The sequence below is a fragment of the Microbacterium sp. MF43 genome, assembly GCF_012847295.1.
Lineage (GTDB): Bacteria > Actinomycetota > Actinomycetes > Actinomycetales > Microbacteriaceae > Microbacterium.
On sequence record NZ_JABBDY010000001.1, the window covers coordinates 955617 to 977147 of the forward strand.

Consider the following 21531-nt stretch of genomic DNA (forward strand, 5'->3'; position numbering starts at 1 on the left):
TACCGGCCAACGACCCGGGCGGGAGAGCCTCGGCAGCAGCGCTGCCGAGCACCGAAGGAGCAAGCCTCCCCGCCAATCTCTCAGGTACGCGTACCGTTCGGGTGAGGCCGACTCTGGAAAGCGGGATCGGGCTGTGCCCGGTCCCCGCCGAAGGTGAAACCCCGCACGACTCCTCGAGACGCGCGGGCGAAACTCTCAGGCCCATGACAGAGGGGGAGTTCCACGGCGCCGTCCGGCGTCCGCCCGACCGCGAACGGGAGAACTCATGACAGACCCCCGCACCACCCCGCTGCACGACCGACATGTCGCCCTCGGCGCCTCGTTCACCGACTTCGGCGGCTGGTCCATGCCGGTGCGCTACAGCTCGGATCTCGCCGAGCACCATGCCGTGCGCACCGCCGCGGGCATCTTCGACATCTCCCACATGGCGGAGTTCCTCGTCGAAGGCGGCGAGGCGGGCGCGTTCCTGGACTACGCACTGGCGGGGCGGCTGTCGACGCTCGTCGACGATCAGGCCAAGTACAGCCTCGTGCTCGACGCGGACGGCGGCATCATCGACGACGTCATCGTCTACCGTCATCACGCCGATCGGCTGATGGTCGTCGCGAACGCGGGCAACCGCGAGGCGGTCGCCGCGGCGCTCGCCGAGCGCGCGCAGTCCTTCGACGTCGAGGTGACGGACGCGACCGACCGCATCTCGCTCATCGCCGTCCAGGGGCCGGCGGCGCAGGCGATCCTCGAGGCCACGCCCGAGCTCGTCGACGTCGCGGCGCCCCTCGACGCGCTCAAGTACTACCGCATGACCCACGCCCGCTTCGCGGCTGACGGCGAGGAGCCGGTCGCCGTCGACATCGGCCGGACCGGGTACACCGGCGAGGACGGCTTCGAGCTCTACGTTCCGGCGACCTCGGCCGGCCCCGTGTGGGACGCGCTGATGCGCGCGGGCGCGGCGCACGGCCTCGTGCCCGCGGGCCTCGCGTCGCGCGACACGCTGCGCCTGGAGGCCGGGATGCCCCTCTACGGACACGAGCTGTCGCTCGACATCGTTCCCGCGCAGGCCGGCCTCGGCCGCGTCGTCGCCGTGGACAAGGACGACTTCGTCGGCCGGGCGGGTCTGTCGGCGGTCGTCGCCTCCGATGCCCCCGTGCTCGTCGGTCTCGTCTCCGGGGGCAAGCGCGCCGGGCGCGCCGGCTACGCGGTGCTCCACGGCGATGACGTCGTGGGAGAGGTCACCAGCGGGGCGCTGAGCCCCACGCTGGGGCATCCGATCGCCATGGCGTTCGTCGCACCCGCCGTCGCCGAACCCGGCACGGAGCTCTTCCTGGACGTGCGCGGGACGAAGATCCCGGCGACCGTCACCTCCCTTCCCTTCTACCGTCGCGCCAAGTGACCCACGCCCGCACCCCACCGGAGGATCAAGTGACCGATCTGAACAGCCTCAAGTACACCGAAGAGCACGAGTGGATCGCCCTCGAGGGCGACGTCGCGACCGTCGGCATCACCGACTACGCCGCCGACAAGCTCGGCGACGTCGTCTTCGTCGAGCTGCCCGCCGTGGGCTCCGACGTCACCGCGGCCACGGTCGTCGGCGAGATCGAGTCGACCAAGTCGGTGGGCGAGCTCTACGCGCCGCTCACGGGTGAGGTCGTCGAGATCAACGAGGCGGCCGTCGACGACCCCTCGCTGGTCAACTCCGACCCGTTCGGCGACGGCTGGCTCGTCAAGCTCCGCGTCGAGGCGGGGGCGGTCGACGGCCTGCTCGACCGCGCGGCCTACGTCGCGCTCACCGGCGGCGACGAATGACGGGCGCTTTCGCGGCGCGGCACATCGGGACGGATGCCGCGGCACAGCGCGCGATGCTCGATGCCCTCGGCTACGACAGCGTCGATGCGCTCGTGCGCCGGGCGGTGCCGGCATCGATCCACGTCGCGCCCCGTGACACGAGCGACATCCCGCCCGCGGCCACCGAGGCCGAGGCGCTCGCCGAGCTTCGCGTGCTCGCGTCGCAGAACCGCACCGCCCGCCCGATGATCGGCCTCGGCTACTACGACACCTTCACTCCGTCGGTCATCGCGCGCAACGTGCTCGAGAACCCCTCCTGGTACACCGCGTACACGCCGTACCAGCCCGAGATCTCGCAGGGGCGCCTCGAGGCGCTCATCAACTTCCAGACCATGGTCACCGACCTCACCGGGCTCGCGACCGCGAACGCGTCGATGCTCGACGAGGCGACAGCGGTGGTCGAGGGAATGCTCGTGGCCCGTCGCGCCTCGAAGTCGGCATCGAACGTGTTCGTCGTCGACACCGATGCCCTGCCGCAGACCAAGGCGCTCCTCGCGCACCGGGCGGCCGCCGTCGGCATCGAGCTCGTGCAGCGCGACCTCGGGGGCGGCCAGACCCTCCCCGAGGAGCTGTTCGGCGTCTTCGTGCAGTACCCCGGCGCGACCGGGCGCGTATGGGACCCCTCGGGGGTCGTTGACGCGGCGCACGTCGCGGGCGGGCTCGTGGTCGTCGCCGCCGATCTCCTCGCGCTGACGCTCCTGCGGTCGCCGGGGTCGTTCGGTGCCGACGTCGCCGTCGGCACGACGCAGCGGTTCGGCGTGCCGCTCGGCTTCGGCGGTCCGCACGCCGGCTACATGGCCGTGCGCACCGGCCTGGAGCGGCAGCTGCCCGGCCGGCTCGTCGGGGTCTCGCAGGACGCCGCCGGTCACCCGGCGTACCGCCTCGCGCTCCAGACTCGCGAGCAGCACATCCGGCGCGAGAAGGCGACATCCAACATCTGCACCTCGCAGGTGCTGCTGGCCGTCATGGCGTCGATGTATGCGGTCTACCACGGCCCGGACGGACTGCGGGCGATCGCGACGGAGGTCGCCAAGAAGGCCGAGGCGCTCGCCGGCGTGCTGCGCTCGTACGGCCTCACGCTGGCATCCGACTCCTTCTTCGACACGCTCCGCGTGCGGGTGCCCGGATCGGCGCGGCGCGTCATCGAGCGAGCGCGCGAGCGCGGGTTCCAGCTGTTCTGGGCAGACGACGCGTCGGTGGGGGTCTCAGTGGACGAGACCACGACCGCCGACGACCTGGCCGCGGTCGCGTGGGCCTTCGGCCTGCCGGAGGCCGAGTTCCTGGGCGCCGGTGAACAGGGGGAGCGCACGGTCCCGTTCGCCGACGCCGTCGCGCTGGCGGCAGTGCCGGCGTCGCTGCATCGCGTGGAGGAGTTCCTCACGCACCCGGTGTTCAACGCGCATCGGTCCGAGACGGCGATGATGCGCTACCTCAAGCAGCTGGCCGATCGCGACTATGCGCTCGACCGCGGCATGATCCCGCTCGGCTCGTGCACCATGAAGCTCAACGCCGCGACCGAGATGGCCGCGGTCTCGTGGCCGGAGTTCTCGCGCGTGCATCCGTTCGCCCCCGAGGCCGACGTGCACGGCTACCTCGCGATGATCGAGCAGCTCGAGGTGTGGCTCGCCGAGGTCACCGGCTACGACGCCGTCTCGCTGCAGCCGAACGCCGGCTCGCAGGGCGAGCTCGCGGGTCTGATGGCGATCCGCGGCTACCACCGTGCCAACGGCGACCTCGACCGCACGGTGTGCCTCATTCCGTCCTCGGCCCACGGCACCAACGCGGCCTCGGCGGTGCTGGCAGGCATGAAGGTCGTCGTCGTCGCGTGCGACGACCAGGGCAACGTCGATCTCGACGACCTGCGCGCCAAGATCGCGGCGCACGCCGAGGCACTCGCGGCGCTCATGATCACCTACCCCTCGACGCACGGGGTATACGAGCACGACGTGCTCGAGATCACCCAGGCGGTGCACGACGCGGGCGGGCAGGTGTACGTCGACGGCGCGAACCTCAACGCGCTCCTCGGCTACGCGCGCTTCGGCGACCTCGGCGGGGACGTCTCGCACCTGAACCTCCACAAGACGTTCGCCATCCCGCACGGCGGCGGGGGACCGGGCGTCGGCCCGGTCGCCGCCAAGGCGCACCTGGCGCCGTACCTGCCCTCGCATCCGCTGTCGCAGCGGCGCGACCACCCGGGCGGCGTCTTCGACGGCGGGCCCATCTCCGCCGCCCCGAACGGGTCGGCGGGCATCCTGCCCATCTCATGGGCGTACGTGCGCATGATGGGCGCCGAGGGTCTGCGCGATGCGACGGCCGCCGCCGTGCTGGCGGCCAACTACATCGCGTTCCGCCTGCGCGAGCACTATCCGGTGCTCTACACGGGCGAGGACGGCCTCGTGGCCCACGAGTGCATCCTCGACCTGCGCCCGCTGCGCGAGGCGACGGGGGTGACCGTGGACGACGTCGCGAAGCGCCTCATCGACTACGGCTTCCATGCCCCCACGATGTCGTTCCCGGTCGCCGGCACGCTCATGGTGGAGCCGACCGAGTCGGAGGACCTCGCCGAGATCGAACGGTTCATCGAGGCGATGATCGCGATCAAGGCCGAGGCCGACGCCGTCGGTGCAGGGGAGTGGCCCGCCGGCGACAACCCGCTCGCGAACGCGCCGCACACCGCGGAGTCCGTCGTGGCGGGGGAGTGGACCCACCCCTACACGCGTGAGACCGCCGTCTATCCGGTGCACTCGCTCGTGCGCACCAAGTACTGGCCCCCGGTGCGTCGCATCGATCAGGCGTACGGCGACCGCAACCTCGTGTGCGCGTGCCCGCCGATCGAGGCGTTCGCCTAGACCGAGTGGAGGGGCGGATGCCTCGGCCGCCGCAGCCGAGGCATCCGCCCCCGCTCGCTACGACGCGACCGTCGGCGACGGCGAGATCGTCGGGACGGGTGAGTTCGTCGGGGCGGGCACGGGACCGAACAGCCCTGGCCAGAGTGCGACGGCGAGGGGATATCCGATGAAGGCGACGATGTCGATGATCGTGTGCGCCACCACGAGCGGCATCACGCGGCCCCACCTCCGGTAGCACCAGCCGAAGACCACGCCCATCACGAGGTTCCCGATGATCGGACCGATGCCCTGATAGGCGTGATACGCGGCGCGCAGGGCGGCGGTGGTGAGGATGGTCGACCACCACCCCCAGCCGAGCCGGCGAAGGCGATCGAAGAGGTATCCGATGAAGATGACCTCCTCGGTGAGCCCCGCGCGCAGGGCTGCCAAGAGGAGGAGGGGGACCGTCCACCACGCGGCATCGAGCGGGGATGCCTGGACCTGAACCGTGATGCCGAGCGCACGGCCGATCGCGTACAGCGCGAGACCCGGGACGCCGATGGCGAGGGCCAGCAGGAGGCCACGCCCGACATCGCCGCCGAAGCGCGTGAAGTCCAGCCCGATGCGCCGCAGCGCATTGGTGCCGGGCTCCCACAGCAGGTAGACGACCAGGGCGACGAGCGCCAGCCCGAAGAACACCGACAGGAGGGTGTAGAGGACGTCCCAGAAGGGGGTGACGTCGAGCGGCGGGTTGAGCTGCGTCTGCTGATCGCCGATCGGCGTGGGGCGCAGGAGGGCCCGCACGAGTGACAGCACCGAGTACAGTGCCGCCTGCCCGACGGTCACCGCCAGGACGATCCAGATCTCCCACCGCAGGCGTACGCGGGTTGCATGATCTATGGGGGCGGTGTCGGGCAGATTCCCAGACGCGATTGCGTGCACGTTGTCAGATTGTCACACACGTGTCGCGTTGAGTTAAGGATATGTAACGGTTTGCTGTTCTGTTTTGCCTTGCTCGCACCGCGTGCTTAGTGTGTCCGTGTCCGTGTCCAGAGCTGCCACAGGCTGGGCACTCAACCCTTGCACAGGAGGAAATGTGAAGATCGCGCGTCTTATGGCGGGCGTGGGGGTCGTGGCTGCGGGAGCACTCGTGCTTTCGGGTTGCGGCAACCCATACCAGTCTGAGGTCGTGGAGGGAACCGAGATCACCACCGCGTACAACTCGGGCTTTTTCCACTTCAACGACGACAGCTCGGCCGGAAACAACACGGCAAACGGCAACGTCAAGTACATGACGGACACCACGTTCGCGTACTACAACAACACGCCCGAGCTGGTGAAGAACACCGACTTCGGCTCGTACGAGAAGACCAGCGATGACCCGCTGACCGTCAAGTACACCGTCACCGCCGACGCGGTCTGGTCGGACGGCGTGCCGATCGACGAGGCCGACATGCTCATGCAGTGGGCGGCGATGTCGGGCAACGTCAACGAGGCGTTCTCGCCAGCGGCGACCACCGGCTACAACCTGGTCACCGAGACGCCCGAGACCGGCGAGAAGGAGATCACGTTCGTCTTCGACGAGCCGTACGTGGACTGGGAGCTCATCAACCCGCTCGGTGTCTCGGCACACGGCACCTACGCACTCGCCTTCCCGGACGAGTACTCGGACGTCCAGGCTGCGTACGACACGTGGAAGGAGTCGGGCGAGGAAGGCGACTTCACCAAGTACACCGACGCCGCCAAGAAGTTCGCGGAAGACGCCAAGCAGAAGGTCATCGACGCCATCACCGAGGGTGACGAGGAAGTCCTCACGGCACTGGGCGACGCCTGGAGCAACGAGTACGGCTACACCACGCTGCCCGACAGCCCCGCCGCGGCGCTGACGAGCGGTCCGTACATCGTCGACGACATCGTCGAGGACCAGTACATCTCGATCTCCGCGAACCCGCTGTTCACGTGGGGCCCCTCGCCGAAGTTCGAGAAGATCACGATCCGCACGATCGCCGACTCGACCACCGCGCTCCAGGCTCTGGAGTCGGGCGAGCTCGACATCTGGTCGGGTCAGCCGACGGCGGACATCCTCCAGCTCGCCAACGAGATCGACACCGCGACCGTTCAGACCGGTGACCAGGCCTCGCACGAGCACGTCGACCTGACGGTCAACAACGGCGGTCCGTTCGACCCCGCGACCTACGGTGGCGACGAGGAGAAGGCTCTCAAGGTTCGCCAGGCGTTCCTGAAGACCATCCCGCGTCAGGAAATCGTCGACAAGATCATCAAGCCGCTCAACCCCGAGGCCGTCGTGCGCAACACGCACCTCGTCTCGATCGCCGACCCGGAGCGCTACCCGGTTCTGTCCGAGTCCAACGGCTCGGCTGACTACGCCGAGGTCGACATCGACGGCGCCAAGGCGCTGCTCGCCGAGGCCGGCGTGACCGGTCCGGTCGAGGTCGGCTTCTGGTACCCCGAGGGCAACGTCCGTCGTGGCCAGGAGTTCGAGCTGATCTCCGCTTCGGCTGCGCTGGCCGGCTTCGAGCTGGTCGACGAGAGCGAGCCGGACTGGGTCTTCACCGACCCGGCTCAGGCGCCGATCAACCCGCACGACGCGACGCTGTTCGCGTGGTCGCAGACGAGCCTCGCCGTCGGTGGCTCGGACCAGATCTACGCGTGCTACGACGACCCGTCGGCTAAGGGCGGCAACTACAACGGCTACTGCGACGAGGAGGTCACCGACGCGCTGAAGACGCTGAACGTGACGTCGGACTTCGACGAGCAGACCGGTCTGCTGGAGACCGCTGAGGCGGGCATCTGGGCCGACGCCGTGTCGATCCCGATCTTCCAGTTCCCCGGCCTGACGGTGAACAGCGACAAGGTCACCGAGGTCAAGGCGATGCCGCTGAGCCCGGACTACTTCTGGAACTTCTGGGAGTGGACCCCGGCTGACGCCAGCGCGGAGTAACCCGTGCCATGCCCGGGTGGACGTCTCATCGTCCACCCGGGCAGACATCGAACCAACTGTGGGTGCCGAGGCGAACCCTTGGCACCCACAGTCATGTCCCCCCGGGGCTGAGCAGCGCACACAGGTGCCGCTCAGTCCCCCTCGTAGTAGTTTTGGGGCGCCGCACCGGCGCCCCGGAGCGGACGTAAAATCATGACCTCAGCCCCATATCCGAGAGGGCTTCCGTGCTGACCTTCATCCTGCGACGCCTGGGCGCCATCGCCCTCGTCCTCCTCGTCGCCTCCTTCATCGTCTACACCCTGACGGCGATCTCGACAGATCCGCTGGCCGACCTCAAGGCCAGCAACTCGCCGAACCGCCAGGAGATGATCGACAACCGCATCGAGTTGCTCCGACTCGATCTCCACCCCGTCATCCGCTACTTCACGTGGCTCGGCGGTGCGGCCAAGTGCTTCATCGGGCAGTGCGATCTCGGGATCGCCTTCACGCGAAGCAACCAGCCGGTCACCGAAGCCGTCGCGACAGCTGCATCATCGACGATCCAGCTTGTGACCGCCGCGACCATCGTGGCGATCATCTTCGGTCTCACGATCGGCATCCTGACCGCACTGCGCCAGTACAGCGGCTTCGACTACTCGGTCACCTTCCTGACCTTCATCGTCTACTCGCTTCCGATCTTCTGGATCGCGGTGCTTCTCAAGGAGTACGGCGCGATCCGCTTCAACGAGTTCCTCGCTGACCCGGTCGTGACGATCCAGGCGATCCTCATCACGGGACTGATCGCCGGTCTGCTGTTCATGGCGATCATCGGCGGCGCGTGGAAGAAGCGCCTCATCACGTTCGCATCCGCGTTCGTCGCGGCCGGCGGACTGCTGGCGCTCCTCGGGTTCACCGGCTGGTTCACCACTCCGACGATCGGCATCGTCGGAGTGATCATCACCGGAATCGGCGCCGCCGTCGGCGTGACGGCGCTGTCCACGGGACTGGCGAACCGCCGCACACTGTACGCGTCGCTGATCACCGTGGGTGTCTGGGCGGCGCTGTACTTCCCGCTCCAGTACCTGTTCTTCTACGTCCCCACCGGCTGGATGCTGGTCCTGCTCGGCATCGTCGCGATCGCGATCGGCATCGGCGTCGGTCTTCTCGTCGGAGGCGACGGCAAGAAGGAGGCGGCGCGCACGGCGGCGATCGTCAGCTTCATCACGTTCTTCGTGATCGTCGTCGACCGCGTGATGCTGGTGTACCCCGACTATGTCGACCGCATCCCCCAGAGCGGCGTGATCGCCACGATCGGCTCGAAGACCCCGGGTCTCGAAGGCGACATGTGGTTCCAGATCCTCGACGGCTTCGCGCACCTCGTGCTTCCGACGATCGCCCTCGCGCTCGTCTCGATCGCCGCATACACCCGTTACTCGCGCTCGAGCCTGCTCGAGGTGATGAACCAGGACTACGTTCGCACCGCGCGAGCCAAGGGCCTCACCGAGCGCACGGTCGTCATGCGGCATGCGATGCGCAACGCCCTCATCCCGATCGCCACGATCATCGCGTTCGACATCGGCGCCCTCATCGGCGGCGCCGTCATCACCGAGACGATCTTCGCGTGGAAGGGCATGGGCGCGCTGTTCGTCGACGGCCTCAACCACGGCGACGTCAACCTCGTCATGGGCTTCTTCGTCGTGACGGGTGTCCTCGCCGTGATCTTCAACCTCATCGCGGACCTGCTGTACTCCGCGCTCGACCCCAGGATCCGGGTGAGCTGACATGGTTACTACGATTCCCACCGACGCACCGCAGGATCGCGGCAGCGAGCAGTCGATCGAGCAGAAGGCCGTCGCCGGACTGAGCCAGGGCGCGCTCGTGCGCCGTCGGTTCTTCCGTCACGCCGGCGCCATGGTGGCACTGGTCGTCCTGGTCCTCGTCATCATCCTGGCGTTCACCTCGGTCGGCACCGTCATCGGCGGCACGGGCAAACTCCAGCCCGCCGGCGACGGATCCCTGTCGATCAACGGCTTCCGCATCCCCGGATGGTGGCCCCTGGACTGGTACACCAGCTATCCGATCGTCAACGGCGGCCAGCCCACCCTGACGTGGTTCCCGTTCAGCATGGGGGAGCACCCCTTCGGCCAGGACACGCTCGGCAAGGACGTCTTCGCTCAGGTGATGCGCGGCACGCAGCAGTCCATCACGGTCATGTTCCTCGTCGGCGTCGTGTCGCTCGTCCTCGGCGTGCTCTTCGGCGCACTGTCGGGCTACTTCCGCGGCTGGGTCGACTCGCTGATCATGCGCTTCACTGACGTGATCATCATCATCCCGATCATCGTGATCGGCTCGATCATCGGAAACATCCTCGGCGGAAGCAGTGCCGTGGTGTTCGGCATCTTCCTCGGAATCCTGAGCTGGACGGGCCTCGCACGCCTCGTGCGAGGAGACTTCCTCGCCCTGCGCGAGCGCGAGTTCGTCGACGCCGCCCGTGTGGCCGGCGCCAGCAACGGCCGGATCATCTTCCGCCACATCCTGCCCAATGCCGTCGGCATCATCATCGTCAACACGACACTGCTCATGAGCGCAGCCGTGCTGACGGAGGCGGCGCTGAGCTTCATCGGGTTCGGCATCACGGCCCCCGATGTCTCGCTCGGCCAGATCATCAGTGAGTACCGCGAAGCATTCCGCACGCGGCCGTGGCTGTTCTGGTGGCCGGGCCTGTTCATCGTGATCCTCGCCCTGTGCATCAACTTCATCGGCGACGGCCTGCGTGACGCCTTCGACCCCCGCCAGCAGGCGAAGGTCAGCGCGCGCAAGGCCAACCGCGCGGTGGCGGCGATCCCGTCGGTGCAGGCCGTGCAGATGGTCGAAGCGCCGACGTCCAGTGACGACGAGCGCTACATGGACGAGTTCGGCGGCGGCTCGCTGCCCGAGCCCGATGCCGTGAACAAGCGCCGCTTCGGACGCCGGAAGGGCGATCAGTCGTGAGGCAGCGCGAGGCTCAGCACCGCGGCCGCCAGCAGGACCGCGGTCACGCCGATCACCGGGATGTTGAGGGTCGTCACCGTGCCACCGCTCGCGGCGGAGCCGCCCTCGCGTCGGTACTGCTCGAGGGTGCGCCGGACCAGCGCGGTGGCATCGCCGCTGGCGGTGCCCATCGCGTCGGCGGGACGACGGTAGTCGCCCTCGCCGGGCGTGCCGGCAACCTCCTCTCGGCGCGTCGAGAGCGCCTGGCGCGCGCTCGGCGCGGGCGCGGCCCATGCGCGGATGCGACGGCCGTCGGCCGTCTCGACCGTGAGGGCGTAGCGCGAGTCGACCTCGGCCACGTCGCCCCACGGCACTCGGTGGGTGCGGAACACGTTGCCGATCTCGATGAATCCTTCGTTGACGAGGACGTACGGGCGGATGTACAGGAGCCACGCCAGCCACGCGACGAGGACGATCGGCCACGCCCACGCGATGAGGCTGGGCACTCCATCCGTGAGGGCGATGTAGACGAGTCCGACCGCGCAGACGCCGATCGCCACCCAGGCGAGGATCTGGCCGCCGCGCGGACGAAAAGTGACCGGTTCGGGCATGCGCCCATCCTGACACGGGAGGCGAACCGATGAACATGAAAGAGGGATCCCGCATGCGCGGACACGTCGTCCAGGAGGGCGGCCCGGTGCTCTCCGTCAAGAACCTGGGCGTGGAGTTCTGGGTCGGCGGCAAGTGGGCCGCAGCGGCCAAGCACGTCACGTACGACCTCATGCCGGGAAAGGTGCTCGCCATCGTCGGCGAGTCCGGCTCGGGCAAGAGCACGAGCTCGATGGCGATCATGGGACTGCTCCCCAAGAACGCCCGTGTGCACGGCAGCGCCGTGCTCGCCGGCCGTGAGCTGATCGGCGCGCGACCCGAGGTGCTGCGTCAGGTTCGCGGAGAGGGCATCGCGGCGATCTTCCAGGAGCCGATGACGGCGCTGAACCCCGTCTACACGATCGGTTTCCAGATCTCCGAGACGATCCTGACCCACCGGCCGGGCATGACCCGCAAGCAGGCGAAGGCGCGTGCGATCGAGCTGCTCGGCCTGGTCGAGATGCCCGATCCGATGAAGGCGTACAACTCGTACCCGCACCAGCTGTCGGGCGGCCAGCGCCAGCGTGCGATGATCGCGCAGTCGATCTCGCTCGACCCGCGCGTGCTCATCGCCGACGAGCCGACGACGGCTCTGGACGTCACGGTGCAGGCCGAGATCCTCGACCTCCTGCGCCACCTGCACCAGAAGCTCGATTCGGCGATCATCCTCATCACCCACGACATGGGCGTTGTGGCCGACATGGCCGATGACGTCATGGTGATGAAGGACGGCGACGTCGTCGAGCACGGCTCGGCCGCGAAGCTGTTCACGGCCCCCGATCACCCGTACACGCGCGCGCTCATGGCGTCGGTGCCCCACCTGGGTCTCGGCACCGCGGTCGCCGATGTGGCGTCGAGCAGCGACGACACCACGGCGGCCCTGCTGCTGGAGAACGTGTCGATCGACTATCCGAAGCGCGGTCGTGTGCCGGCGTTCCGGGCGGTGGCGGATGCCTCGATCTCGATCCAGCCGGGCGAAGTGCTGGGCCTCGTGGGCGAGTCCGGCTCGGGCAAGACGACGATCGCGCGAGCGATCGTCGGCCTCGTGCCGATCGCCGAAGGGCAGCTGCGCGTCGCGGGCCAGGAGATGGTCGGCGTCGACCCGAAGCAGCTGCGCGCCGTGCGCCGCAAGCTGGGCATCGTGTTCCAGGATCCGGGATCGTCGCTCAATCCGCGCTGGCCGGTCGGCCAGTCGATCGGCGAGCCGCTCGAGCTCGCGGGCCGCGATCGCAAAGAGATCGGCACGCGCGTGACCGAGCTGCTCGACATGGTCGAGCTGCCGCGCGACTTCCGCAACCGCTACCCGCACGAGCTCTCGGGCGGTCAGCGTCAGCGCATCGGCATCGCCCGGGCACTGGCACTGGACCCGCAGGTGCTCGTCGCCGACGAGCCGACCAGCGCGCTGGACGTATCGGTCCAGGCCCGCGTTCTGGAGCTGCTGCAGAACATCCAGAAGGAGAAGCAGTTCGCGACGCTTTTCGTGACGCACGACCTGGCGGTCGTCGATCTCCTCGCCGACCGCATCGCGGTGATGCAGCACGGCAAGATCGTGGAGCAGGGAAGCAAGGAGCAGATCCTCCGCAACCCGCAGGACCCGTACACGCAGCGCCTCATCGCCGCCGTGCCGGTGCCGGACCCCGCCGAGCAGCGCATCCGCCGAGAGGCGCGCGCGGCGCTCCTGGCGGCGCAGGACTGACTGATCACGAAAGCGACCTGGGGGCTGTACGCCCTCAGGTCGCTTTCGGCTCCCTGCGATAAGGTGAGGGTGCCGGCATCCCGGCCCATTCCCTCTCCTGCAAGGATTCCTTCATGGCCCGCGCCCTCCGTCCGGACCTCCGAAACGTCGCCATCGTCGCGCACGTCGACCACGGCAAGACGACCCTCGTCGACGCCATGCTCCGCCAGACCGGCTCCTTCGGCTCGCACGAGCACCTGGAAGAGCGCGCGATGGACTCGAACGACCTCGAGCGTGAAAAGGGCATCACGATCCTCGCCAAGAACACGGCGATCACCTACAAGGGCGTTCACACCGACGTCCCGGTGACCATCAACGTCATCGACACCCCCGGTCACGCGGACTTCGGCGGCGAGGTCGAGCGCGGCCTCTCGATGGTCGACGGCGTCGTGCTGCTCGTCGATGCGAGCGAGGGCCCGCTTCCCCAGACTCGCTTCGTGCTGCGCAAGGCACTCGAGGCCAAGCTCCCGGTCATCCTCCTCGTGAACAAGACCGACCGCCCCGACGCGCGTATCGCCGAGGTCGAGGAGGAGGCGCACGATCTGCTCCTCGGACTGGCCTCCGACCTGCACGAGGACGTGCCCGACCTCGATGTGGACGCGCTCCTCGACGTGCCGGTGGTCTACGCGTCCGGACGTGCGGGCGCGGCATCCCGCAACCGGCCCGCCAACGGCGAGCTCCCCGACAACGGCGACCTCGAGCCCCTGTTCGAGGCGATCCTCGAGCATGTGCCCGCCCCGTCGTACGACGACGAGGCGCCGCTGCAGGCGTGGGTCACCAACCTCGACTCGAGCCCCTTCCTCGGCCGTCTCGCGCTGCTGCGCGTCTTCAACGGCACCCTCAAGAAGGGTCAGACCGTCGCGTGGGTCCGCCACGACGGCTCGCACTCGAACGCCCGCATCACCGAGCTTCTCAAGACCCGCGCGCTCGAGCGCTACCCGGCGGAGTCCGCCGGTCCCGGCGACATCGTCGCGATCGCCGGCATCGAGGAGATCACGATCGGCGAGACGATCGCCGATCCCGAGGACGTGCGCCCCCTTCCCGCCATCACGGTCGACGACCCGGCGATCTCGATGACGATCGGCACCAACACGTCGCCGCTCGTCGGGAAGGTCAAGGGGCACAAGCTCACCGCCCGCATGGTGAAGGACCGGCTGGACCGCGAGCTCATCGGCAACGTGTCGCTCAAGGTCGTCGACATCGGACGCCCCGACGCGTGGGAGGTGCAGGGCCGAGGCGAGCTCGCCCTGGCGATCCTCGTCGAGAACATGCGTCGCGAGGGCTTCGAGCTCACCGTCGGCAAGCCCCAGGTCGTCACGCGCAAGGGCGAGGACGGCAAGGTCCAGGAGCCGTTCGAGCACCTCACCATCGACGCACCCGAGGAGTACCTCGGCTCGATCACTCAGCTCATGGCCGCCCGCAAGGGACGCATGGAGACCATGACGAACCATGGCACCGGCTGGGTTCGCATGGAGTTCGTCGTCCCCTCGCGCGGTCTCATCGGCTTCCGCACCGAGTTCCTGTCGACGACTCGCGGGACCGGCATCGCCAACGCGATCTCGCACGGCTACGACGACTGGGCCGGCCACATCCAGGCCCGCCAGAACGGCTCGATCGTCGCCGACCGCGCGGGTGTGGTGACCCCCTTCGCGATGATGGCGCTGCAGGAGCGCATGAGCTTCTTCGTGCGGCCCACGGAGGAGGTCTACGAGGGCATGGTCGTCGGCGAGAACACCCGCGCCGATGACATGGACGTGAACATCACCAAGGAGAAGAAGCTCACCAACATGCGCTCGTCGACCGCCGACGAGCTCGAGCGACTGACTCCGCCCCGCCAGCTCTCGCTCGAGGAGAGCCTCGAGTTCGCACGCGACGACGAATGCGTCGAGGTCACGCCCGAGAAGGTGCGCATCCGCAAGGTCGTCCTCGACGCGACCGAGCGCGGTCGCGCAGCCTCCCGGCTGAAGCGCCAGGACGCCAACGCCTGAGCCGCGGAGTTCATCGCGACGGATGCCTCGCCCGCCGTTCCGACGGCATCGAGGCATCCGTCGCCTTCTGTGGCAGGGATCAGGCCACGGATGACCGACCGGCCCGCACGCGCCGCCGCGGGCCGTCGGTAGCATCGAGCGGGTGACCCTCGACCCGCACTTCGACGATGCGCACAGCGCGGGGGAGGGGCGGCGCGCAGCCCGCGAGGGAATCGGCGTCGCGCTCGCCACGAGCGCCTACGGCGTCTCATTCGGAGCGCTGGCCGTGGCATCCGGTCTCGACGTCTGGCAGACCTGCGTGCTGAGCCTGCTGATGTTCACCGGTGGGTCGCAGTTCGCGTTCGTGGGCGTCGTGGGCGCGGGCGGCCTCGCGGCGGCGCCGGCGGCCATCGTGTCGGCCGGTCTCCTGGGCGTGCGCAACGCCGCGTACGGCATGCGCATGTCGCCGGTCATCGGACCCGGGTTCTGGCGGCGCGCGGCCGCCGCTCACTTCACCATCGACGAGTCCACCGCCGTCTCGCTCGCGCAGCGGACGCCGCATGCCCGCACCATCGGGTTCTGGGTGACCGGCATCGGCATCTATGTGGGATGGAATCTGTCCACGCTCGCGGGTGCCCTGCTGGGCGACGTCCTCGGGGATCCGCGCGCGTACGGGCTGGATGCCGCGGCCGCTGCGGCATTCCTCGCCCTGCTGTGGCCACGGCTGCGGCGTCGGCAGCCCATTGTCGTGGGGATCGCTGCGGCAGTGGTGGCGACGATCCTCACCCCTGTGCTCATGCCCGGGCTTCCGGTGATCATCGCCGCCGTGGTGGCGATCGCTGTCGGGTGGCTCAACTGGCTGGGGAATGACGACCCGGCCGTCTCGGAATGGGACGAGCCCGAGGACGTCGCCGAGAGGGAGGGACTGCCGTGACCATGTGGACCGCCCTCCTGGTGGCCGCCATCGTCTGCGTGGCGCTCAAGACCACCGGATATCTGGTGCCGCCGGCGTGGCTGGAAGCACCCCGCCCGATGCGCATCGCCGACCTTCTCACCGTCGCCCTCCTCTCCGCGCTGGTCGCGGTGCAGACTCTCGGTGCGGGCCAGGCCATCCAGGTCGACGCACGCGTGCCCGCCGTGCTCGTGGCGGCAGGGCTGCTCCTCGTGCGCGCACCGTTCCTGGTCGTGGTCGCTGCGGCGGCGGTCACCGCGGCCCTGCTGCGACTGTGGGGCTGGGCCGCGTGAGATCCGGGCGCGGGTAGAGTTCTCGGGTGCGCTCCTCCGTTCCCGCCCGTATCGGCACCTGGGTGGTGGCCTTTCTGGTGGGAATCGTCTACGGACTGGCCGGCACCATCGCGCACGCTTATGAGCTCGGCTGGTTCCCGCTCGGTCTGGTCCTGGCGGTCGTCGGCTGCGCGGCGCTGCTCGCGGCGGTCCGCCTCCTCACGGCCGATCGGTGGGCGGCGCTCGCGACGGGCCTGGGCATGATGGCGTCCACGCTGGTGTTCTCGGGCAAAGGGCCGGGCGGCTCGGTGATCGTCCCGGAAGGCCCGCTCGGCACGATCTGGACGGTCGCGCTGCCGATCCTCGTGGCGGTCGTCGTCGCGTGGCCGGACCGCATCCGACCGCTCGCGGAGAACTAGACTGGCATCGTGACGTATGTGATCGCCCTTCCCTGTGTGGACGTGAAAGACCGCGCATGCATCGACGAATGCCCGGTGGACTGCATCTACGAGGGCGAACGGTCGCTGTACATCCACCCCGACGAGTGCGTCGACTGCGGCGCCTGCGAGCCGGTGTGCCCCGTCGAAGCGATCTACTACGAGGACGACCTGCCCGACGAGTGGCAGGACTACTACAAGGCCAACGTCGAGTTCTTCGACGACATCGGCTCGCCCGGCGGCGCCGCCAAGGTCGGCGTGATCCACAAGGACCACCCGATCATCGCCGCACTCCCGCCGCAGGCAGAGTGACCGCTTCGTTCGAGGGGGCCCGCTGATGGGTGTCTCCGACCTCGCCGACTACCCGTGGGACGCCGTGGCACCCTATGCCGCACGAGCGCGCAACCACGGGGGTGGGATCGTCGATCTGTCGATCGGATCCCCGGTCGACGAGACCCCCGACGTCGTCGCCGCGGCACTGCGTGCCGCGACGGATGCCCACGCCTATCCGCAGACCGTGGGTACGCCCGCGCTGCGCACCGCGATCGCCGACTGGTACGCCCGTCGTCGGGGTGTTCGGGGACTCACGGCTGATCACGTGCTCCCCACCGTCGGCTCGAAAGAGCTCGTGGCGCTCCTTCCGCTGCTGCTCGGCCTCGGACCGGGCGACGTCGTCGTCCACCCCCGCGCCGCCTACCCGACGTACGAGGTCGGGGCCCGGCTCGTGGGGGCCACTCCGATGGCATCCGACGACCCCGCCGCGTGGCCGGCCGAGACCCGGCTGGCCTGGGTGAACTCTCCCGGCAATCCCGACGGGCGCGTGCTCGATGTTGCGGCCCTGCAGGCCGCCGTCGCGCGTACCCGCGTGCTCGGGGCTGTGCTCGCATCGGACGAGTGCTACGCGGAACTCGGGTGGGACGCACCGTGGGATCGCGAGCCGATCCCGTCCGCGCTGGATCCTCGCGTGACCGGCGGCGATCTCACCGGCATCCTGTCGGTGTACTCGCTCAGCAAGCAGTCGAACCTCGCGGGGTACCGTGCGGCGTTCCTCGCCGGCGACCCGGCGATCGTGGCGCGGCTCCTCACGGCGCGCAAGCACCTCGGTCTCATGCTGCCCGCCCCGGTGCAGGCAGCGATGGTCGCCGCGCTCGGCGACGACGACCACGTCAAGGTCCAGCGCGAGCGCTACCGCCGCCGGCGTGCGGTGCTCAAGCCGGCACTCGAGGCGGCGGGGTTCCGCGTGGACTCGAGCGAGGCCGGGCTCTACCTCTGGGCGACGGAGGGCCGCGACGCGTGGGACAGCCTCGGTCGGCTGGCGGACCTCGGGATCCTCGCGGGCCCCGGCCACTTCTACGGCACCCACTTCCCGCAGCACGTGCGCCTGTCCCTGACGGCGCCCGATGAGCGCGTCGCCGCCGCCGCGGCGCGGCTCGCCGACGGTGCGTGAGGATTCCTCCATCGGATGCCGGGACCCTTTGGCGGTGTCCGCAGTAGGCCTGCGAGCGCACTAGGCTGTAATGACGCGGCGGCGCGGCATCCCCGTCCCCGCTGCCGTTCTCGGAAGGCGCCTCCTGTGCGTCCGCGAGGCGGACGACACCCCCAACACGACAGAAATCGCGAGGAGGCGCCGTGAGCGACGCGGGCACCCAGCACGACAAGGCCACCCTCTCGATCGGCGACACGACCGCCGAGTTCCCGCTCCTTCGCGGCACCGACGGAACGCCGAGCATCGACTTCTCGACGCTGACGCGCCAGACCGGCCACACGGCGCTGGACTACGGCTTCGTCAACACCGCGGCGACGAAGTCCGCGATCACCTACATCGACGGCGACCAGGGCATCCTGCGCTACCGCGGCTACCCGATCGAGCAGCTGGCGAAGAACAGCACGTACCTCGAGGTCGCCTGGCTGCTGATCTACGGCGAGCTGCCGTCGGCCGATGAGCTTGCGGCGTTCGACGACCGCATCCGTCACCACACCCTCTTGCACGAAGACCTCAAGCGGTTCTTCTCGGCACTGCCCCACACCGCGCACCCGATGTCGGTGCTGTCGTCAGCCGTGTCGGCCCTCTCGACGTACTACGAGGCCGAGTCCGACCCGAACAACCCCGAGCACGTCGAGCTCAACACGATCCGCATGCTCGCGAAGCTGCCCGTGATCGCGGCGTACGCGCACAAGAAGTCGATCGGGCAGGCGTTCCTGTACCCCGACAACTCGCTCGGCTTCGTCGACAACTTCCTCAAGCTCAACTTCGGCGTGCTGTCCGAGATCTACGAGGTGAACCCGGTGATGTCGCGGGCGCTGGAGCGCCTGCTCATCCTGCACGAGGACCACGAGCAGAACGCGTCCACGTCCACTGTCCGCCTGGTCGGATCGACCGGCGCGAACCAGTTCTCGTCGATCTCCGCCGGGATCAATGCGCTGTACGGGCCGCTGCATGGCGGCGCGAACGAGGCCGTCCTCGACATGCTCGGACGCATCCGCGACTCCGGTGAGAGCGTGCAGCGATTCGTCGAGCGCGTGAAGAACAAGGAAGACGGCGTGAAGCTCATGGGCTTCGGGCACCGCGTGTACAAGAACTACGATCCTCGCGCGAAGCTGGTCAAGGAGTCCGCCGACGAGGTTCTCGAGGCCCTCGGCGTGAGCGATCCGCTCCTCGACCTCGCCAAGCAGCTCGAGGAGATCGCTCTCAGCGACGACTACTTCAAGGAGCGCCGCCTCTATCCGAACGTCGACTTCTACACGGGTGTGATCTACAAGGCCATGGGCTTCCCGACCCGGATGTTCACCGTGCTCTTCGCGATCGGGCGCCTGCCGGGCTGGCTCGCGCAGTGGCGCGAGGCCGCCGGTGACGCGCAGACGAAGATCGGCCGTCCGCAGCAGCTGTACATCGGCGCAGGCGAGCGCAACTACCCCGGGGTCTGAGCGCCTGCCCACGCGTGCCGGGCGGCGCGCGTCCGGGGCGTTATGGTGTGGTCATGGTCGGTGCTGACTTCATGCCTCCCGTCGATCCGGAGATCGTGAACCCGGGGTTGCCCGCGGCCTTCGCGGGGATCTTCGCCGTGTTCTTCGTCATCGCCCTGATCGGCCTGGCCGTCTCGGTCTATATCGGCATCCGCAAGTACGCGGTCATCAAGAGGGCGGGCCACGACCCGCTCACGGTCGATGCGGCGCTCGCTGCGAAGGTGCTCGACAGCGACGTGCTGCGCCCGGCGCCGGCCGAGGCTGCGGGCGGGCGCGCGCCCGCGAAGTCGCTCGAGGAGCGCCTGTCCGAGATCGACGACCTGCATACGCGTGGTGTCATCTCGGATGACGAACGAGGCGCGGCGCGAGCGGCGATCCTGGGTGGCTGAGCGGATGCCCCGGCAGGGGACGCCCGGCGGGGTTCGTCCTTCGGCGGGGTCAGCCCATGCACGGTCTGCCCCCGCGGAGCCACCGCCCGGCGGGGTCGCCCCGACGCCGAAGCGCGATCCGCTCAGGCGTGCAGGGCCTCGTTGAGCGTGACGCCGACGCCGGCGCGGCGTACCGCCTCGACCGCGCCCGTCACCGAGTTGCGGCGGAACAGGATGCCGTTACGGCCCGAGAGCTCGGCGCCCTTCGCGGTGACCGGCGTGCCGTCGGGGCGCGTCGGCTCGTCCACGAGCACCACCTTCGTGCCCGCCGTGACGTAGAGGCCGGCCTCGACGACGCAGTCGTCTCCGAGCGAGATGCCGATGCCGGCGTTCGCGCCGAGCAGGGTGCGAGCGCCGACCGAGACCTTGAGCGCGCCTCCGCCCGAGAGCGTCCCCATGATGGAGGCGCCACCGCCGATGTCGCTGCCGTCGCCGACGACGACGCCCTGAGAGATGCGACCCTCGACCATGCTCTGCCCGAGAGTGCCGGCGTTGAAGTTCACGAAGCCCTCATGCATCACCGTCGTGCCGGGGGAGAGGTAGGCGCCGAGCCGCACGCGCGACGCGTCGGCGATGCGGACGCCGGGAGGGGTGACGTAGTCGAGCAGGCGCGGGAACTTGTCCAGTCCCTGCACCTGGATCCCCTCGCGCACGAGGAAGGGACGGATCTTCGCCAGCGTCTCCGGGTGCACGGGGCCGGCGTTGGTCCAGGCGACATTCGGCAGATGGCCGAAGATGCCGTCGAGGTTGAGCTGGTTCGGCGCGACGAGCCGGTGCGAGAGGGCGTGCAGACGCAGATAGGCGTCGCTCGTCGACGCCGGAGCTGCGTCGAGGTCGACCTCGAGCGACACCACGTCGACCGTGACCGCGCGGCGCGGGTCGGGGACGGCGAGGCGCTCGAGCTCATCCGGCGGCATGGCGGGGTCGAAGCCCAGCGGCAGTCGGCCGGTCTCCGGGGAGGGGAACCACGTGTCGAGAACCGTGCCGTCTTCCGCCATCGTCGCGAGGCCGACGCCCCACACCCATCGTTCGTCGCTCATCCCTCCACGCTAGCGCGGCCGCATCGGACGGGCAGGTCGTGTTGCGCCGCACGACGAGCGGTCGGTACCGGATGCCTCGACCCTGCACTTCTGGTCTGATCTGGGCCTTCCCCCGAGTGGTCGGTGTCCGACACGCCCGGGGTGCTGCCCCGATTCGACGTCCGCGCCCACGTCGCGTAATGTTCTTGTTGTTCGCCCCACAGGGAAGCGGAGAGGCCCAGAGCCTTACCCCCCTCAAGCGGCGGACCACCTCCCTTTCGAGTCACCTCTGTTGAGGCGATCGACCTCCGGGTCTAGACTGGGAGTCTTCCTTCTCAGGACGTGATCCCCGAACATGCTCGTCAGACCTCTCGGTCGCGGCGCGCCGGTTTGACATCACGACTGCGACGGATAAGATTGTGAAGTTGCCCTGCTGTGCTGGTCTGTGTGGCTGGTTGGTGGGTGCGTCCGATCCTTGAGAACTCAACAGCGTGCACTTGTCAAATGCCAAATAACCTCGTCCTGACC

General features: G+C 69.0%; 18 protein-coding genes and 1 riboswitch. Of the genes, 15 read left to right on the forward strand and 3 right to left on the reverse strand.

Annotation, left to right across the window (positions count from 1 at the left end; translation table 11 throughout):
- Positions 1–9: 9 nt before the first annotated feature.
- Positions 10–106, forward strand: a riboswitch (glycine riboswitch).
- Between the two features lie 159 nt (positions 107–265).
- From gcvT to gcvP, 3 genes are read left to right on the forward strand one after another with little or no spacing between them, the layout of a single operon-like run.
- The gene (gene gcvT / locus HF323_RS04280) at positions 266–1390 is read left to right on the forward strand and encodes a glycine cleavage system aminomethyltransferase GcvT (RefSeq protein ID WP_169581281.1); all 1125 of its coding nucleotides are present in this window, start codon (positions 266–268) and stop codon (positions 1388–1390) included.
- 29 nt (positions 1391–1419) lie between these two features.
- A complete protein-coding gene (gene gcvH, locus HF323_RS04285) occupies positions 1420–1803 on the forward strand; it encodes a glycine cleavage system protein GcvH (RefSeq protein ID WP_169581282.1) in 384 nt (127 codons plus the stop codon).
- Complete coding sequence (gene gcvP, locus HF323_RS04290; RefSeq protein WP_169581283.1) at positions 1800–4691, forward strand: aminomethyl-transferring glycine dehydrogenase; 2892 nt, start codon at positions 1800–1802, stop codon at positions 4689–4691. The genes gcvH and gcvP overlap by 4 nt, the downstream gene beginning before the upstream one ends.
- A 57-nt stretch (positions 4692–4748) precedes the next feature.
- Here gcvP and HF323_RS04295 read toward each other — a convergent pair whose 3' ends face one another.
- A complete protein-coding gene (locus HF323_RS04295; protein WP_317450988.1) occupies positions 4749–5612 on the reverse strand; it encodes a CPBP family intramembrane glutamic endopeptidase in 864 nt (287 codons plus the stop codon).
- 247 nt (positions 5613–5859) lie between these two features.
- Here HF323_RS04295 and HF323_RS04300 point away from each other — a divergent pair, with 247 nt between their 5' ends.
- From HF323_RS04300 to HF323_RS04310, 3 genes are all read left to right on the forward strand, one after another.
- On the forward strand, positions 5860–7632 hold the full coding sequence (locus tag HF323_RS04300; RefSeq protein WP_317450989.1) for an ABC transporter family substrate-binding protein: 1773 nt from the start codon (positions 5860–5862) through the stop codon (positions 7630–7632).
- Between the two features lie 224 nt (positions 7633–7856).
- On the forward strand, positions 7857–9392 hold the full coding sequence (locus HF323_RS04305) for an ABC transporter permease (RefSeq protein WP_169581285.1): 1536 nt from the start codon (positions 7857–7859) through the stop codon (positions 9390–9392).
- A gap of 1 nt (position 9393) precedes the next feature.
- Positions 9394–10602 (forward strand): ABC transporter permease, encoded by a 1209-nt coding sequence (locus tag HF323_RS04310; protein WP_169581286.1) that lies wholly within the window; start codon positions 9394–9396, stop codon positions 10600–10602.
- On the opposite strand, the gene HF323_RS04315 is transcribed toward HF323_RS04310, so the two are convergent.
- Positions 10593–11192 (reverse strand): PH domain-containing protein, encoded by a 600-nt coding sequence (locus tag HF323_RS04315; protein ID WP_169581287.1) that lies wholly within the window; start codon positions 11190–11192, stop codon positions 10593–10595. The genes HF323_RS04310 and HF323_RS04315 overlap by 10 nt on opposite strands.
- Positions 11193–11245: 53 nt before the next feature.
- On the opposite strand from HF323_RS04315, the gene HF323_RS04320 reads away from it, so the two are divergent.
- The 9 genes from HF323_RS04320 (at position 11246) to HF323_RS04360 (ending at position 19945) form a co-directional block, all read left to right on the forward strand.
- On the forward strand, positions 11246–12925 hold the full coding sequence (locus tag HF323_RS04320) for an ABC transporter ATP-binding protein (RefSeq protein ID WP_169581288.1): 1680 nt from the start codon (positions 11246–11248) through the stop codon (positions 12923–12925).
- Positions 12926–13038: 113 nt separating this feature from the next.
- Positions 13039–14952: a translational GTPase TypA gene (gene typA, locus HF323_RS04325; protein WP_169581289.1), complete on the forward strand. Its 1914-nt coding sequence runs from the start codon at positions 13039–13041 to the stop codon at positions 14950–14952.
- Between the two features lie 142 nt (positions 14953–15094).
- A complete protein-coding gene (locus tag HF323_RS04330) occupies positions 15095–15865 on the forward strand; it encodes an AzlC family ABC transporter permease (RefSeq protein WP_169581290.1) in 771 nt (256 codons plus the stop codon).
- Complete coding sequence (locus HF323_RS04335) at positions 15862–16176, forward strand: AzlD domain-containing protein (protein ID WP_169581291.1); 315 nt, start codon at positions 15862–15864, stop codon at positions 16174–16176. Before HF323_RS04330 ends, HF323_RS04335 begins: the two co-directional genes overlap by 4 nt.
- A gap of 26 nt (positions 16177–16202) precedes the next feature.
- Positions 16203–16574: a DUF6113 family protein gene (locus HF323_RS04340; protein WP_169581292.1), complete on the forward strand. Its 372-nt coding sequence runs from the start codon at positions 16203–16205 to the stop codon at positions 16572–16574.
- 9 nt (positions 16575–16583) lie between these two features.
- Positions 16584–16904 (forward strand): ferredoxin, encoded by a 321-nt coding sequence (fdxA, locus tag HF323_RS04345; protein ID WP_169581293.1) that lies wholly within the window; start codon positions 16584–16586, stop codon positions 16902–16904.
- A 25-nt stretch (positions 16905–16929) separates the two neighbouring features.
- On the forward strand, positions 16930–18039 hold the full coding sequence (gene dapC, locus HF323_RS04350; RefSeq protein ID WP_169581294.1) for a succinyldiaminopimelate transaminase: 1110 nt from the start codon (positions 16930–16932) through the stop codon (positions 18037–18039).
- Positions 18040–18221: 182 nt separating this feature from the next.
- Positions 18222–19517: a citrate synthase gene (locus tag HF323_RS04355; RefSeq protein ID WP_169581295.1), complete on the forward strand. Its 1296-nt coding sequence runs from the start codon at positions 18222–18224 to the stop codon at positions 19515–19517.
- A 53-nt stretch (positions 19518–19570) separates the two neighbouring features.
- Entirely contained in the window at positions 19571–19945 is a 375-nt protein-coding gene (locus tag HF323_RS04360) for an SHOCT domain-containing protein (protein ID WP_169581296.1), read from the forward strand.
- Positions 19946–20067: 122 nt separating this feature from the next.
- Here the strand turns inward: HF323_RS04360 and dapD are convergent, their stop codons facing one another.
- Positions 20068–21024 (reverse strand): 2,3,4,5-tetrahydropyridine-2,6-dicarboxylate N-succinyltransferase, encoded by a 957-nt coding sequence (gene dapD / locus HF323_RS04365; RefSeq protein ID WP_169581297.1) that lies wholly within the window; start codon positions 21022–21024, stop codon positions 20068–20070.
- Positions 21025–21531 lie beyond the last annotated feature (507 nt).

Bases quoted from the DNA above. Each gene is read 5' to 3' on its own strand.
- dapC (WP_169581294.1), top strand. From the start codon at position 16,930: ATGGGTGTCTCCGACCTCGCCGACTACCCGTGGGACGCCGTGGCACCC.
- dapD (WP_169581297.1), bottom strand. From the start codon at position 21,024: ATGAGCGACGAACGATGGGTGTGGGGCGTCGGCCTCGCGACGATGGCG.
- HF323_RS04315 (WP_169581287.1), bottom strand. From the start codon at position 11,192: ATGCCCGAACCGGTCACTTTTCGTCCGCGCGGCGGCCAGATCCTCGCC.
- gcvP (WP_169581283.1), top strand. From the start codon at position 1,800: ATGACGGGCGCTTTCGCGGCGCGGCACATCGGGACGGATGCCGCGGCA.
- typA (WP_169581289.1), top strand. From the start codon at position 13,039: ATGGCCCGCGCCCTCCGTCCGGACCTCCGAAACGTCGCCATCGTCGCG.
- HF323_RS04320 (WP_169581288.1), top strand. From the start codon at position 11,246: ATGCGCGGACACGTCGTCCAGGAGGGCGGCCCGGTGCTCTCCGTCAAG.
- HF323_RS04360 (WP_169581296.1), top strand. From the start codon at position 19,571: ATGGTCGGTGCTGACTTCATGCCTCCCGTCGATCCGGAGATCGTGAAC.
- gcvT (WP_169581281.1), top strand. From the start codon at position 266: ATGACAGACCCCCGCACCACCCCGCTGCACGACCGACATGTCGCCCTC.
- HF323_RS04310 (WP_169581286.1), top strand. From the start codon at position 9,394: ATGGTTACTACGATTCCCACCGACGCACCGCAGGATCGCGGCAGCGAG.